Consider the following 15,120-nt stretch of genomic DNA (forward strand, 5'->3'; position numbering starts at 1 on the left):
GTAAACGGGGGGGCAGACCGACAGGACGTCGCCAGGGTCCGACCGCGCCCGCCGCCCTACCATCGAGGTCTCCCGTCGCCAAGAGAACGACGATCCCCCATCCATCGGGACCCGCCTGCCGCAGGCATGGGGGTACATGTCGGTTGATTGACATGAGTCGATACCTAACTCGGGCTGCGCATCGTCGGCGTCATTTCGATCGTTGGGTAGCAATCCCACCCGCGCTGTGGGCTCGGGGCTGTCACGGGCCGCAGCCACCCGAAGCTTGCCATGACCGCCCTCGACGGCCGGCAGGCGAGAATCGTGGGCGCTTCACCGGCGTTCTTCCAAGATCTGCAGCAGTCGGGCAGCGGCGTGGGTGAGGGGAATGGCTTCTTGCTCGATCCGGCGGAACGGGGTGGGGCCCGCGGTTGCGATGGTGTTGTAGGCGGTGGTTTCGGCGTCGGTCAGGTGCGGCAAAGGCTCGGGTGAGGGCTTGATGGGGCGGCCAGCCTTGTCATGGTTGACGCCATGTTGGGAGTAGCGGTGGAGGTCGGTCGCTTCCATGAGGATGGACGTGACGCGTTTTGCTGGTGCACCGTCTGGTGCCGGCTGTGCGAGGGTGGCGCGGAACTGGTCGAGGATCGCGTACCCGTCCGCGTCGATGTCGCCCCAGTAGATGACGTGATCTGCGGCGCGGATCCAGGGCACGTTCGCTAGTAAGGCTGCTGCGGCCTTGCCGCCGCCCTCGACGACGATCGTGTCGCTGACGGGCGGGAACCAGAGGCGGGAATCGCGGTTTTCTACGACGAGGACGACACGCGGCTGGTAGGCGATCTCGTGCACGTCGCCGGTAGTCCAGGCGTCGTGCCGGCGTCGGCCCGATGCGGCGTGGTGAGGGTCGACGTAGGTGAGGTGCATGACGGTGAGCCGGGGCCGAACTTCGTCGCGGACATCGCGTCCGGCGACGTCGCGCAGCAGGGCGCCGTGGGTGCCGAGCCATTTGGTGTGCATACCGGGCACCGGTAGTTGCCGTAGGGTCCAGGTGCTGGCGTCGGGGTGCTGGTGTAGCCAGGTCACCGCGTTGATCAGCACCTCGACGTCGGCGTCTTGGAGACGGTAGACGGCTCGGAGGGTAGCCGGGGTGAGGGTCGCGCCGGCTGATCGCAGCGCCCGAGCGAGCGCGCGGGCGCGGCCGAGGTCGACGCTCGGTGATTCAGCACCGGTGTGGGTGTCGGTGGTGAGCCTGTTGGCGCCGTCCAGGTCGGCGACGAGCGTGGCGGGGAAGTCGCCGGCGACTCCTCGGATCGTCACCGGTTTGCGAACGAGCCCCACGCCGGTGGGCAGTTGGTCGGAGAAGTCACGCCACTGCATGTGCCACTGGTGCCAGGCTGCGTGCCCGAGCTGCTCGACGGCCTTGCCGGACGTCACGCCGGGGCGCAGCGGAACGGAGAAGACGACGTGGTCGCCGACGCCGAGCTCCGCGCCTACGGCTTCGGGCCACTTCTGATCAATCTTGCGGCGCATGGCCGCGATGGCGTCCTGCGGGATGACGAGTGCGCTCATGCGTCCGGAACACCGACCAGTGGCTTCGCCCAAGATCGGCCCTGAGAGTTTTTGAGGATCAGGTACTCCGCGTCGACGTGTGGTTCGATCGCGCTGTGCTTGTCATTGGGGGCGCCGATGATGAGTTGGAAGCCCAGGCCGCGCCAGGCGCCGATGGCCCGGCCGGTGAAGTGCGCGTCCGCCTTGATCAGTGCCTCGTCGAGGAAGACGGGGGCGTAGCGGGGGCGGGCGGCGCCCGCGTCGCCGAGCTGGTACCGCAAGGCGGCCCCGACGATGAACGCGACCAGCTCTTGCGACTCGCCGCCGGACTTCTCGCCGATGTGGTCGTACACGGCGACATGCCTACCCTCGAGGTCGCACTTCTCGGCGCTGATCCGAACGTGATTGCGTACGTCGACGAGGTCGGCGAAATCGGGCGCGGTGCGCCGGATGCGGTCGATCACCTTGGCCATCCGGTGATAGGCGCGTTCCCGGTCGTCGTCGGTTGCCGCCTGGTCGATGAAGGCGCGTACGTCGCGCAGCTCTTTGCGGAACCGGGCGCGCACCGCGGAGTGGCTCTCCTGCGGGTCGATACGCAGCCGGTGTTCGTCGTCGGAGAACGGCAGTTCGGCGAGGATGTGGTTGACTGGGTCGATCCGGTCGCGGATCTCGCGGATCGCGGCGGCCAGTTCGCTGTCCAGGCCAGTCAGGTCGTTACCGGACAGCTTGAGCAGACTGTCGCGCCACTCGGTCTCCAGTTCGTGCAGGCCACTGGTCTCTAGGTCGGTGAGCAGACGGTCGAAGTCGCGATAGGAGCCGTCCGGGTCGATGCCGAGGTTCGGGTTCGGCCAGCGTTCGAGGAACGTCGAGAACGTGTCGAGCAGCGCCTTCCGTGATCGCCCGATCGTCTCCGTTGCCGACTGTCGGTCGGCGCGGATCCGTTCTGTGGCCCGTTTCATCGCGGCGTCGAACTCGGCAAGCGCCCCGTCCGGGGTGGTGGCGGTTGCTTCGCTGCCGAACAGCGTCTCCAGGTACTCCCGGTGTTCCTCAGGGACATCGACGCCTGATTCCGTGGCCGTGTCGAGCGCGAGCTGGGCGCGGTCCACCTCGTCGACGGTCGACCTCCACGACTCCCCGAGCTTCTTCAAGTTCTCCTTTTGCCGGCCGACGCGTTCGGTCAGTTCCCTGACCCGCTCCTTGAGGCCGTCGACCTGGCGCTGGAGCTGATCGATCCGTGGGTTGCCCGCCCGGATTTCGTCGGCGACGCGGTTCCAGCGGTCCTGTTCCGCTCGGACCGCATCGAGGTCCACCTGGTCCCAGGACAACTCGGTCAGAGTCTGGTAGTTCGTGCGTCTGGCTTCGAATGAGTTGAGATTTTCCTCCTGCCTGAATGCTCGGTCAAGAGCATCGTCGAGGCGTTTCTGGACAAAGCCGATGCGGTGCTCGAGGTCGGCAAGCAGCCTGCTGTTCGTAAAACCGAGAACGTTGGCCCGGCCGTGACCGCCGTGCGCGCCCCGCCCGCCTTCCGAGGTTTGGCCGGTGATCGTAAGGGCCTTGGGGTACTGCGGGAGCAGCCTGGGCGTCTCGACGCAGACGAAGTCGAACCGGCGGGCGATCTCGCTCTTGAGCCAGGCGGTGAACGGCGAGGGTCGGTAGTCGAGTCTGCCGGGCAGTGTCTTTGCGTCCAGCCCGACCTCATCACGCAACCCGGTACGCACGCCCTCGAACTGAAGCCGTCGAGCGGTTGGCACCGCGTTGATCGCCTCGCGGAACGAGTTCAATCTGCCGATGTCGATCAGCATCCGCGTAGCGAATCCGCCGAGCGCCAGGTTGAACGCCTCGCGCCACGGCTCGAACTCCGTCCGCACCTCGATCAGCTCGCCGACGAACGGCAGGTCATCTGGTTTGAGTCCGGCCGCCTCGGCCAACAGCGCGCGAGCCGCGTGCAGCTCAGTCGGGATATTGCCCCGACGGGTCTTGACCGCCTTGTGCTCGGAGCGCAGCGTGGTCAGCTCTCGTTCGGCGTCCTTCTTCTCCGCCACCGCCTCAGCGAACTGGTTCTGCGCCGTCTTCCGGGCGTCATTGTCGGCGAGAAACCGATACGCCGTCTCGACCAGTGCCGCGAAGTCCTCACCGGTCGACACGGTGACGCCGATGACGGCAAGCGCCCGGTCCAGGCGCTCCCGTGACCGTTCAACATCGCCCAGCCGCTGCTCCACGGCGCGGATCTCCCGCAGCGCCGTCTCGAGGCGGTCACCACCGGAGGCACGAAGGGTTTCCACCAGCCCATCTCGCTGCACTTCGGCCGCGGCGACCAGGGCGCTGGTCTCGGACACTTCCTCCTGGGCTCGGCGGTGCCGCTGAGCCAGATCATGCTCAGCCGAGCGCAACAGGTCCAGCCGGCGTTGATGACGCCACAATGCGGCAGGGGTCGACGCCTCGGTGAACGATCCGACCTCGTCGATCAGGCGCAGCTGGTTCACCGCGTTCTCGATGGTGGCCCGGTGGTCGCGGATCGGAGTCAATGCCTTCACCTGCTGTCGGGCTATGATCATCCGCGCCCGGGTGCCGGAAAGTTCATCGAACTGCTGTACCACCGCATCAGCAGTGGCCAGCGTGGACGGCTCCTCAAGCACCATCGTCTTGTAAAGGGCATCGACCGTCGTGATCTGTTGGCCAGCCTGAATCCGTCCTAGCAGCGCGACCGCCTTGTGCCCGTCGCCGGCGGCGCCGATACCGAGGGTAGTGTGCAGACGCGCGGTGAAATCCCGGTCAGTGTCACACCAGCTCAAGCCAGTGGCCACGACCTCGGCGCGGGCGAGCTGTTTGCTCGCCGGGCCTTCCAGCATGCGTAGTTGATAACCGTGGTCACACATGGCGCGTACCGCCACGACGTCGTCCAAGCTCCGAGCGGAAGACGGCACATACCAGGCCCGCAGCGCGGTGAACTCGGCACCGGTGTGGTCGACCCACGTCATCGCGATGGCGGACCACGTATCCCGGCCGTCGCCGCGCAGCACCCGCACCTTCGTCTCGCCGTCGGTCCGGGACTCGTCGAGCTTACCGCGCGCGTAGGAGAGGATATTGCGCTGGTCCCTGCCCCGGGGTCTACCGACCACTCCACCGTTGGACGCCCCGTTGAACGGAGTCGTATGCGGCATGAGCAACGCGATGTACGAGTCCATCAGTGTCGACTTACCCGACCCGGAACCTCCACTGAGCAAGGTAGCGCCAGGCGCGATTCGCAGGTGGTGATATCCGTCGTAACCGCCCCAGTTGACCAATTGCAGGTCACGCGCCACCCACTGCTGACCCCGCGAGGCTGCCGGGATCAACCCGAACAGCGTGTCGATCATGCTCACGCTGTGGCCTCATTCCGTTCGCGTAGCCACTGGTCCAGTTCGGCGAGCTTTTCCGTGCTCAGCACAACCTCCACCAGCGGGGTGATCCGATACCGGCCTGCGGACTCCTCCGCGAGCAACCCTTCGGGGACCAACCGCTGCACGGCGTTGCGCACCTCCTGTTGGCGCCGGGCCAAGTTATGGTCGTGCGGATCGAAGTAGGTCAGCACGGTCTGCTCAAGTTCCTCGATGTCCACCCTCGCGGACATCTCGCCCGTACCGCGTTCCCGCTGGAAGACGGTCCGCAGGTGGATCAGGACCAGAGTCTCGGCCCGGGTGTAGGGGTCGTCCTTGAGGAGGATCGGCACGTCAAGCTCGACTGAGCGCACCTGCTGCTTGTACGCCACGCCTCGGTCGTGGTCGACCACGAGGCGAACGAACAGGTCATGCATGCGCGATTCGATGATCTGTTGGTTCTCCAGCAACGTGCGCCATTGCGCGGGATTCTTTTCGGCAAGCAGGAACTTGCGCCGCAATAATTGGACCAGCACACGGCGCACCTCTGCGTCCAACGTTCCCGCATCGCCAGCGAACAGCTCGGTCGGATCTTCCTCCATCGAAACGGGGTCGATGAACCCGGCCACCGTGCCCATCGGCCAGCCGTCGTCGACGCCGTCCGGGTCACTCATCACCACCGCTCCCCTCTACGCCCGCCGGGTTCGCCGCCACCACACTGCCGAGGGCGAACCGTCGCCGGGTCTGGTCGGGCCGGACCGTGTCAACCACCGCCATCTCGGATGTCTCGGTCATCCCGGCGTCATGTGCAATCTCCAGTAGGCCTAGCAAATCGACCGGCCGCTGGAGATCCTCGGCCGCTGCCCGGAATGCCGCCAGCACATCCACGTTCGCCGCACCGCCCGCGAACGCTGCCAGGTGCGCCCGCAACTCGGTGTACCGAGGGCCACCCCATGCCCGAGTGTCCGCCGCCGGTAAGTCCTCGGCCTCCTCCTCGGCCCAGTCCCGCAACGGCGCAGGTGGCTCCGGTGGTCGCGGATCACTCATCCGCTGACGCAAGTGCCCGACATCGGCCACCGGCAGGCGACGCAACGGCTCGACGACCTCTCCACGGCGTGAACTGGGAACCCACTTGTGCAGGCCCGACATCACATCCCTCAACAGTTCATCCACCTGACGGTCGCGCATCGGGTCGTGGTTGCGGACCTGCGTGGTGATCACATGAGATGCCTGCCGTTGGGCGGCCAGCACCTCCTTGACGCCCTGCTCGATGCGCCGCGAAATCTCGGCGAGCTCCCGCCGCTGTTGCTCCGGCAACAGCTCAGTGAACCGGTGCCTCAGCACCCTCCGCAACTGGCCCCACAGGTCATCGATCTGCGCCGGGTCGCCGATCAGGCGCAACGCCCCCGCGAACGCGCGGCCTTCCGGTGTCGCATCCAAGATCCGTTGGCCGCGGGCCAGGTACTCACGCAGCACCTCCCCGGTCGGCCGCACATCGTGCCGCAATTCGGCGACCACGTCACGCTGGATAGCTTTGATCGACTCTGCCACGCGGGCAAAGTCCGCAGGCAGCTCCCGCGCCAAGTGCAGCACATTCTCGGCGGCCTCAAGCAGCTGCTCGTCCTCGACTGTCTCGACGGCACCACCCTTTTCGAGTCGAGCCAGCTCCTTCTGCCGCTGCTGGATCTCCTCGTGCAAGCGCGCCAGCCGGGTCATCAGGTCCGGATCGGCTTCCTGCGCAAGCCGCTCGATCGCCTCCAACAGCGTCCTGACCCGCGACTGCGACACCCTGGTCCGCGCCCCGCCGACACGCCCAGCGATCTCCAGTGCACCGACACCGTACGCCGACAGTCGGTACACCTCGACACCGGCGTCGGACACCTGCCGCACCAACCACCCCGCCTGCACCCACTGCCTGCACAAGTCCCGCGAATTTCCACTAGGCAGCGGCTGGTTATCCTCGTCGCCATAGCCGGCAGCCCGTAGCTGGTCAAGGGCGTCGTTGATCTCCGCATGCGCATCCGCCACCGCAACCGTCGGCCGCTCCGCCGTGAAGACCATCGCCAACACCGTCACCACGAACGGCGCGTGCGTCTGATGAAGCAAGGCAAGCATCGGATTCTGGAACGCCCGGAGCGCACCTTGGTAAGCACCTTCTACACCTCGCATAACCATCGACACGAAGCGTACGAGGCGGGTACGACACAGTCAGCCCCTCGCGATCGATAGCCTACGACCTTCGTGGTACGCCCTGGTCTCTACAAGATCCGGGGCGGTTCATCAGCGGGGTTGCCGGCTGACTGGGTGACCAGGAGTCCGCCAGCGACCAAGGCGGCGGTCAGGTCCTGCTCGACGGTGGTGGCATCCGTCAGGCGCAGCATCCTCCAGCCGCTGGCCACCGCCCAGTCGTCCTTGATCCGGTCCCGACGCAGTACGCCATCGAACAGCGCGACGGCCTCCGCCTGCGACATCGAGCCCCAGCGGACCGGCTGGCGGTGCTGCGGCCCATCGAACTCAATCAACATACGGTGTCCGATGAGCGCGAAATCGAAGGCGAGGACTCTCAAGTCCCGGCAGTCGTGGTCCCGCCACTGGTGCTCGTACTCCAGCCCTAGTCTGGTGAGGAGGCGAGCGACTGCGATCTCACCCTTCGAGGTCGAGCATCGGCGGCAACCACTCCCACCCAAATGCACAGGTGGGATCTGCGTGAACGGGCCGTGCCGACGGCAGATGATGACGACCGGTGTCATCGCGTTGCGGTACTCGACGCCGGAGTAGTCGTACGTGTCGCCGTGAACGAACTCGGCACGGGCGACGAACAGGTCAGACGTGCCAGCGATCGCGATTCGGCGCGCTTCGGTGGCGCAGGACGGGCAGCCACTCCCGTTGAGGTGGCTGGCCGGCGTCTGCCTGAACTCGCCGTGGTCGCGGCACAGGATCGCCACCTTGATGTGCGAGCCGGCGAACGTGACCCGTGAGTAGTCGAACCGGCTGCCATGGACGACAAAGGCCCTGTCGAGGAACGAGTCGAGGTTCCCGGCCCGCGCCAGCGAGATGCTCCGGAGACCGCACTCGGGGCAGCCCCGACCGCTCAGATGCGAGTTGGGCACCTGGCGGAACGGACCGTGCTCAGGGCAGACGATCGTGACCTCCACCTGGCTGCGCACGTATTCGACCTGGGTGTAGTCGTACCTTTCACCGTGGACACGCTGCGCCTTCTCGACGAAGGATGCCGTCGTGTCCGCGTTTGCCGTTCCAACCGCCCGGTGCGCGCACCTCGGGCAACCGGAGCCGATCAGATGGCTTGAGGGGACTTGTGGGAACGGACCATGCTCGCGACAGCGGATCGTGACCTTGATCTGGCTGTGCAGATACTCGACCTGCGAGTAGTCATACCGCTCTCCGTGTACATGAAGCGCCTTCTTTATGAAGGACTCGGCGGTGTCGGTCTGCGCGCGGGTGATGGCCTCCTGCGCGCAGCTGGGGCAACCACCGCCACTGAGGTGACTGTTCGGGGTCTGTTGAAAATCACCGTGGGCTGGACAGCCGATCGTGACCTTGAGCCGCGCCTTGACGTACTCGACCCGCGAGTAGTCGTAGGCTTCGCCGTGGACTGCCCGTGCCTTCAGAACGAACTCCTCCGTCGAGCTGGTGAGCCGCTGGGCTCGCTGCACGGTGCCGCACGCCGGACAGCCGACACCGCGGAGATGGCTGCCGGGCAACTGCTCGAACGGGCCATGCTCAGCGCAGATGATCGTTACCTTGGTCTCGCTGTTGACGTATCGCACCTCGGTGTACCCGTACCGGTCGCCGTGCACCTCAGCGGCCGCGGCGAGGAAGGCAGCCGTCGTGCCTGTTCGGGCCAGGCCACGTTCCCGGTCGGCACATCGCGGGCAACCCCCGCCGGCCATGTGAGCTTCTGGTCGCTGCTGAAATCGCCCATGATCGCCGCAGAAGATCGTCACTGGGTTGCGATTGTTGACGTACTCGGCCAGTGAGTAGTCGTACCGATCGCCGTGAGCCCGGCGAGACCTGTTAATGAAGCGCTGGGTGGTCAGCCGGACCCGGCCTCCGCAGGAGCCGCACCCCTGCCCGTGAAGATGCTTCGCCGGCGCCTGTTGGAACTCGCCGTGCTCCTGGCAGATAATCGTCACCTTGGCTTGGCTGTTGACGTACTGGACGAACGAGTAGTCGTACCTGTCGCCGTGCTTTTCGCGGGCTCGGGCGATGAACTCAGCGCCGGTGAGTCGTTCTGCCACGGGCCTACCGTAGCCACAACACCCGGACTCGCCCCGTCCGCGTGCGGGCCAGCGGTATACGACCACCCACCTGACATGCCCGCAGAGATGCACGATTCCCGCGACGGCAAGGCCGTGAACTGGACTTCTCGAGGCGCTCGTGCTCCTACTGTTCAGGTGCCCCGACCACCGGTCCCTGCACGCCTTACCGCATGCGTACGGACCGCACCTGCGGCAGCCCATCCTCGGTCAGCACAATTGTCATCGGAATCCGGCAGTTGCGTCCAGCAGAGTGGTGTGCGGCAGGCCCGTTGAGGCGGGCATGGCGTAGACGTGAGGTGGCCACCGCGTGATTCTTCGATCTGAGTTCCCGCTCAAGTTCGAGGAGTTCCACGCGATGGCCAATCCCAGTATCGACCCTGCCCGCTTCCTGCACGACCACCTCGCCGCGGCGTCACCGGACCTGCTGCGCTCGTTGTTGACCACGTTCGTCGACACGTTGATGTCCGCCGAAGCCGACGCGATCTGCGGCGCGGACTACGGCACCAGCTCCCCCGACCGGGTCAACACCCGCAACGGCTACCGGCACCGCGACTTCGACACCCGCGCCGGCACCCTCGATATCGCGATCCCGAAGCTGCGCTCAGGCTCGTACTTCCCGGATTGGCTCCTGGAGCGCCGCAAGCGGGCCGAGGCGGCACTGACGTCGGTCGTGGCGACGTGTTACCTGCTCGGCGTGTCCACGCGGCGCATGGACAAGCTGGTCGAATCATTGGGCATCACCCGCCTGTCGAAGTCGCAGGTCAGCGTCATGGCCCGCGACCTCGACGAACACGTCGCATCGTTCCGTAGCCGCCCGCTCGACCAAGGCCCGTACACGTTCGTCGCCGCGGACGCCCTCGTGCTCAAGGTCCGCGAGGGCGGCCGGGTCGTCAACGTCCACGCCCTGCTCGCCACCGGCGTGAACGCCGACGGACATAGGGAGATCCTCGGCCTGCAGGTCACCAGCGCCGAAGACGGCGCCGGCTGGCTCGCGTTCTTCCGGGACCTGACCGCCCGGGGCCTGTCCGGGGTGCGCCTGGTGACCTCCGACGCACACCGCGGCCTGGTCGACGCGATCGGCGCGACCCTGCCCGGCGCGACGTGGCAGCGCTGCCGCACCCACTACGCGGCGAACCTGATGTCGGCCACCCCGAAAGCGTCCTGGCCGTGGGTCAAAACGTTGCTGCACAGCGTCTACGACCAACCCGACGCCGCGTCCGTGCACGCCCAGTACGACCGCCTCATCGACACCGTCGCCGGCAAACTGCCCGCCGTCGCCGACCACCTGGAGGCCGCCCGTGACGACGTTCTGGCGTTCACCGGCTTCCCGAAAGAGATCTGGCGGCAGATCTGGTCGAACAACCCGCAGGAACGCCTCAACCGCGAGATCCGCCGCCGCACCGACGTCGTCGGGATCCTCCCCGACCGCCACGCCCTGATCCGCCTCGTCGGCGCCGTCCTGGCCGAACAGCACGACGAATGGACCGAAGGCCGCCGCTACCTCGGCCTCGACATCCTCGCCAAATCCCGCCTCACCCTCATCACCACCGACACGAAGGAGGACACCGACACCAACGACCTACCAGCGCTCAGCGCCTAACAACAACGAAGAATCACGCCCAACCGCAAAACACCACTCCCCGGGACTTGACCCCGGGCGAACCGGCCGCACCCAACGAACAGGTCGTGCAGTGCGGTCCCGCTCTGAGTTCCCCCCGCTTTGATGGAGCGGTGGTTACCTGCTGCCGGCTGGCGCAGGGGTGGCGATAGGTGGCTCGGCTGGTTGCGGCTGGCGGGTGTGCCAGGCGGTCTCGTACTCGTTCGGGCTGAGGTAGCCCAGTTCCTTCTGTATGCGGCGGGTGTTGTACCAGCCGTCGATGTAGGCGAAGATCGCGTTCTCGGCCTCGTCGCGGGTCCGCCAGGACGTGCGGTAGACGAGTTCGATCTTCAGCGTGGACCAGAAGTTCTCCATCAGGGCGTTGTCGTACGAGTCGCCGACGGAGCCCATCGACGGCAGGATCCCGTTGTCCTGCAAGCGTTCCGCGAAGCGGAACGACGTGTAGTTCGACCCGCGGTCGCTGTGGTGGATCAACTGGCCGTCGCGGACGTCGCGCGACCAGATGCCGTATTCGAGGGCGGCGAGGATCAGGTCGGTGTCGCAGCGGTCAGACGTCTTCCACCCGACGATCCGGCGGGAAAACGCGTCGCGGACCGCAGCCAACCAGAACACACCCTCACCGCACGGGATGCGGGTGGCGTCGGCAACCCAGAGCCGGTTCGGCCCGTCGGCGGTGAACTGCCGATTGACCAGATCCGGCGCCGGCGTGTGCCGGGGATCCTGCTTCGTGGAGCCACCACGCCAGCCTCGACGCAGGAACGCCCCCTGCCAGCCCTGCTCGGCCATCAGCCGCTCGACGCGCTTGCGGCCCACGCGGATGCCGTCACGGCGCAGCTGCCGGTGGACCCGGTCAGCGCCGTAGGTGCGCCCGGAGGTCTCCCAGATCTCGTGGATGTTGGAGATCAGCCCCAGGTCGACGACGTCCCGGTCGCAGGGCTGCTCGGCCTGCTTGACCCACGCGTAGTAGGTTGAAGCGCCGATGTTGAGGACCCGTAGCAGGAGCGCGACCGCGAACTGGTCACGGTGTTCGTGAATGAACCTCATGACCGTCGCCGGGTCGGGTCGAGCTCCGCCGCGAAATACGCACTCGCGGCCTTCAGAATCTCGTTCGCCCGCCGCAACTCGGCAACTTCCTTGCGCAGCCGCCGGTTCTCGTCCGCCATCTCGCTGGTCGGCCGGTCGTGACGCTCACCCGTGTCGGCCTCGGCCTGGCGGATCCAGTTCCGCAACGCCTCGTGATGCACGCCGAGTTGCTCGGCCAGGCGCCGGATCACCGGCTTCGGGTCCGACTCGCGATACAGGCGCACGGCGCGCTGACGTAGCTCGTCGGGGTACTTCTTCGGTGCTGCCACGGACGACTTCCTCCCCACGGCCATAAGACCATGATCAAGAAGCTCCATGAAAGCGGGGGTGGCTCAGTTGGCCGACGGAGGTGACGGCGATCGCCGCGGTGCCAGCCAGGCCGAACACGAGCCGGTGCAGTGGTGCGGGAAGCCGTAGCACCGGGATCCGCCATCGGGTCGCCAGCGCGATCAGCTCGGCGATCAGCAGCAGCGCGAGCACGGCCCACAACAGCCACACCGCCCACACAGCCGCGCCGGCCAGGACGGTCGAGGTGAACCGTTCGTTCGGCTGATCGAACCATGCCACCACCTGCGTCCACGACGGCCACCTCCTCAGCGGGTTCCCGTCAAGGGACACAAGCAGCGCCGGTACCCCGGCCAGGAACACGACCGTGGCTACGGTGGCCCGGACCGGTCGGATCACGGAGGACACCCGCCCCGCCGTGTGGCGCGGCGGTGTCGACGCGGGCGGGACATACACCGTGGGACGCGCGTATTCGGCTAGCCGGTTGCCGCTGTCCGGGGATTGCTGCGACATCCTGTCCGTCCCCCCGCTTGGTAGATCCCTCTCCTCTCGCATACACGGCGATACCCATCGAGGGCCATCTCCTCAGGAAGGATTCTCACCATGCGCGCACAATCGATCACGGGACGAGAACGTGGTTGACGATCCACTCCCCGGTCGGGAGACACTGCCTCGCATGCCAAGCGGGGGCACGCGACTATCGATCGATCTCACGTCGTCGGCAATCGCCGCCACCGTCGACCGCGATGGCACCCGGATCCCCGTCCTGCTCAACGGCCGCATCGTCATGCCGCACAGCATCGTGATCGACCCCGCCGGTCAACTACACCCCGGCGTCAACGGGCTGCCGGAGCCCTCGCTAGGTCACCGATTCATCCGCGACCCGGTGGACCTCCTGCACGCGGCTGACGCCGAGCCGCCGGTGGACGCCGTACAGCTGCTCGCCGGGCAGCTGTGGTACATCGCCGACCAGGCAGTCCGCCAAGTCGCCGTACCGGTCGCTGCCCTGACCGTGACCATCCCATCGGCCTGGGGACCACGCCGACGGGGGCATCTCACCGACGCGGCAGCCCGGGCGGGCCTCCCCGCACCGGCCATGGTCACCGCGCCAGCAGCACTCGCCGCTTACGCGACCGCCGGCCACGTCCCGAATGGCACATGTCTGCTGATCTGCGACGCCGAGCGGCGTCCAATCACGCTGACCGTCCTGCAAGCCAGCCCCGACGGGTACCAGGAACTCGCCACCCGCCAGGTGAGCCCGAGCCGCGACCTGGACCGAGACCTCGCGCAGCACCTCTTGACCCGCAGCATCGCAGACGACCCCGCACAACGAACCGAAATAGAGGCCATACCCGAGCCAGCCGACGCGGTACTGCTGGAGTCCATCCGCCAGGCCAGGACCGCCCTCTCAACTCAGGAACGCGCACCCGTTCTCCTGCCCTCGCCCCGCCCACCGGCCGTTCTGACCCGCGACGACGTCACCGCCGCAGCGCAGCCCCTCCTCGACGAGACCGCCAATGCCGTCCAAGGCATCCTCGACGCCGCCGACATCAGCCAGCAGCACCTCAGCCACGTGATCCACCGGGAAACCAAAGCAATCCCGGGCCTTCAGGAACGCCTCGTGGCCGTCACCGGGCACACTCCGATCGCCCTCGACGGTCACTCCCACGCCCTCGCTGACGGCGCCCTCGCGCTCACCGCAGCCCATCACCAGACAGCAACTACCGCCAACGACACCGCACTGCCACGAGTTCGGCTCCGCGTCCGTGACCTGACCAGCGCCATCATCCTCGGCGTCTGCTCGCTCACCGTGCTCCTACAGACCATCCTCACCGCGGACATCGTCACGACCTACTCCGTCCAGGTCGTCGGCGTCCGCCTCTCCCTGCCTCAACTGGGCATCGCCGGTGCCCTCACCATGCTCACCGCATTCGCCGTGGCGCACCTCGCCCCCACCACCTGGCTCGCCGGCACCCCCAACGCATCCACCTCCGAACCCACCACCGGCCACCTCATCAGACGCGGATACCTCGCCGCCGCCGTCGGCGGATCAACCGCCGCCGCCCTCTACGGCCTCGCCACCGGCACCTCCGTCCAGTTCGGCTACGAGCCATACCTGAAATGGACCCTCGGCTCCGCGCTCCCCCTCGCCGCCTGCGCGGCGATCATCGCCGCCACCGCTCCCCGCATCGCGGCTCCGCAACTGTCCAACTGGCTCGCGCGCACCCGACCGGCAGCCCTGCCCGCCGCCATCGCAACCACCGGCATCTGCCTCATGCGCGCGGCGATCACCCTCACCCCACCGGTCGACCTGACCGGCATGCCCGGCCTCATCGGCAGCGCCGGAGCAGCACTGCTCGGCATCGCCACCGCCCTGACCACCAGCCGAAGCCGCACCACCCGCACCATCACGGCCCCCGGCCTCGCCATCGGCTACGCCATCGTCTTCACCAGCGACACCAGCAGCGCCCTGCTGGTCGGTTACCTCGTCGCCCTCACCTGGTGGGCCATCCAACTCACCGCCCACACCCTGCGGCTCGCCTACCCCGGCACCGGGCAGGCGCTACGCCGCTTAGCGGGCAGTAACCCAACAGGCTGACAACCAGCCGAGCAGCCCAGGCCTCAAAGTCTTGTTTCGAGTCGGCGACCCCACCGATGCCCGTTCAACGATGCCGCTGCCGGCTTTGAGTGCCAACGAGCACTGCTAGTCCTGAACGCCGACAAGCTCAGCCGCAGACAAGATAAATAGGTTCCTGGGAACATCGACCGCCAGGAACCAGGAACAGCGATATGCCGTCGAGTAGCACTCGACGGCATATCGCTGTTCCTGAACCCACTGCAGCTCTGAATTACTCGCGGACGCCTCGAGCCCTTGCCGGACGAGCAAATCACCGCGCCTCGGACCACTCACTTTGCCCTGCTCCAAGGAGCAATCGAGCGGCTATCGACGCCGTGACGCAATTTCAGCGACACG

At 66.9% G+C, this 15,120-nt stretch carries 10 protein-coding genes; 2 read left to right on the forward strand and 8 right to left on the reverse strand.

Features of this window, described 5'->3' with window-relative positions:
• Positions 1-312: 312 nt before the first annotated feature.
• From O7611_RS17885 to O7611_RS17905, 5 genes are all read right to left on the reverse strand, one after another.
• On the reverse strand, positions 313-1,545 hold the full coding sequence (locus tag O7611_RS17885) for a Wadjet anti-phage system protein JetD domain-containing protein (protein ID WP_166456576.1): 1,233 nt from the start codon (positions 1,543-1,545) through the stop codon (positions 313-315).
• The gene (locus O7611_RS17890) at positions 1,542-4,880 is read right to left on the reverse strand and encodes an ATP-binding protein (protein ID WP_228532989.1); all 3,339 of its coding nucleotides are present in this window, start codon (positions 4,878-4,880) and stop codon (positions 1,542-1,544) included. Before O7611_RS17890 ends, O7611_RS17885 begins: the two co-directional genes overlap by 4 nt.
• Before the next feature lie 2 nt (positions 4,881-4,882).
• Positions 4,883-5,554 (reverse strand): DUF4194 domain-containing protein, encoded by a 672-nt coding sequence (locus O7611_RS17895; RefSeq protein ID WP_166456578.1) that lies wholly within the window; start codon positions 5,552-5,554, stop codon positions 4,883-4,885.
• Positions 5,547-7,055, reverse strand: coding sequence for a DUF3375 domain-containing protein (locus O7611_RS17900; RefSeq protein WP_194803203.1), 1,509 nt, complete (start codon positions 7,053-7,055; stop codon positions 5,547-5,549). The genes O7611_RS17895 and O7611_RS17900 overlap by 8 nt, the downstream gene beginning before the upstream one ends.
• Positions 7,056-7,138: 83 nt before the next feature.
• Entirely contained in the window at positions 7,139-9,139 is a 2,001-nt protein-coding gene (locus tag O7611_RS17905; RefSeq protein WP_166456580.1) for a hypothetical protein, read from the reverse strand.
• Positions 9,140-9,515: 376 nt separating this feature from the next.
• On the opposite strand from O7611_RS17905, the gene O7611_RS17910 reads away from it, so the two are divergent.
• Complete coding sequence (locus O7611_RS17910; protein ID WP_166456601.1) at positions 9,516-10,760, forward strand: IS256 family transposase; 1,245 nt, start codon at positions 9,516-9,518, stop codon at positions 10,758-10,760.
• Between the two features lie 135 nt (positions 10,761-10,895).
• On the opposite strand, the gene O7611_RS17915 is transcribed toward O7611_RS17910, so the two are convergent.
• Genes O7611_RS17915 through O7611_RS17925 form a run of 3 tightly spaced genes read right to left on the reverse strand, consistent with a single transcriptional unit; the run spans position 10,896 to position 12,545 of the window.
• Positions 10,896-11,822 carry an IS3 family transposase gene (locus O7611_RS17915; protein ID WP_194803492.1) on the reverse strand — a complete coding sequence of 309 codons (927 nt, stop codon included), beginning with the start codon at positions 11,820-11,822 and terminating at the stop codon, positions 10,896-10,898.
• Entirely contained in the window at positions 11,819-12,130 is a 312-nt protein-coding gene (locus O7611_RS17920; RefSeq protein WP_194803493.1) for a transposase, read from the reverse strand. Before O7611_RS17920 ends, O7611_RS17915 begins: the two co-directional genes overlap by 4 nt.
• A 34-nt stretch (positions 12,131-12,164) precedes the next feature.
• The gene (locus O7611_RS17925) at positions 12,165-12,545 is read right to left on the reverse strand and encodes a hypothetical protein (RefSeq protein ID WP_269697268.1); all 381 of its coding nucleotides are present in this window, start codon (positions 12,543-12,545) and stop codon (positions 12,165-12,167) included.
• A 277-nt stretch (positions 12,546-12,822) separates the two neighbouring features.
• On the opposite strand from O7611_RS17925, the gene O7611_RS17930 reads away from it, so the two are divergent.
• On the forward strand, positions 12,823-14,745 hold the full coding sequence (locus O7611_RS17930; RefSeq protein ID WP_269697269.1) for a hypothetical protein: 1,923 nt from the start codon (positions 12,823-12,825) through the stop codon (positions 14,743-14,745).
• Positions 14,746-15,120 lie beyond the last annotated feature (375 nt).

The sequence above is a fragment of the Micromonospora sp. WMMC273 genome (assembly GCF_027460285.1).
Taxonomy (GTDB): Bacteria; Actinomycetota; Actinomycetes; order Mycobacteriales; family Micromonosporaceae; genus Micromonospora; species Micromonospora aurantiaca.

Excerpts from the sequence above, each read along its gene's own strand:
- O7611_RS17900 (WP_194803203.1), bottom strand. The coding sequence starts at position 7,055 with ATGGTTATGCGAGGTGTAGAAGGTGCTTACCAAGGTGCGCTCCGGGCG.
- O7611_RS17885 (WP_166456576.1), bottom strand. The coding sequence starts at position 1,545 with ATGAGCGCACTCGTCATCCCGCAGGACGCCATCGCGGCCATGCGCCGC.
- O7611_RS17915 (WP_194803492.1), bottom strand. The coding sequence starts at position 11,822 with ATGAGGTTCATTCACGAACACCGTGACCAGTTCGCGGTCGCGCTCCTG.
- O7611_RS17895 (WP_166456578.1), bottom strand. The coding sequence starts at position 5,554 with ATGAGTGACCCGGACGGCGTCGACGACGGCTGGCCGATGGGCACGGTG.
- O7611_RS17910 (WP_166456601.1), top strand. The coding sequence starts at position 9,516 with ATGGCCAATCCCAGTATCGACCCTGCCCGCTTCCTGCACGACCACCTC.
- O7611_RS17890 (WP_228532989.1), bottom strand. The coding sequence starts at position 4,880 with ATGATCGACACGCTGTTCGGGTTGATCCCGGCAGCCTCGCGGGGTCAG.
- O7611_RS17930 (WP_269697269.1), top strand. The coding sequence starts at position 12,823 with ATGCCAAGCGGGGGCACGCGACTATCGATCGATCTCACGTCGTCGGCA.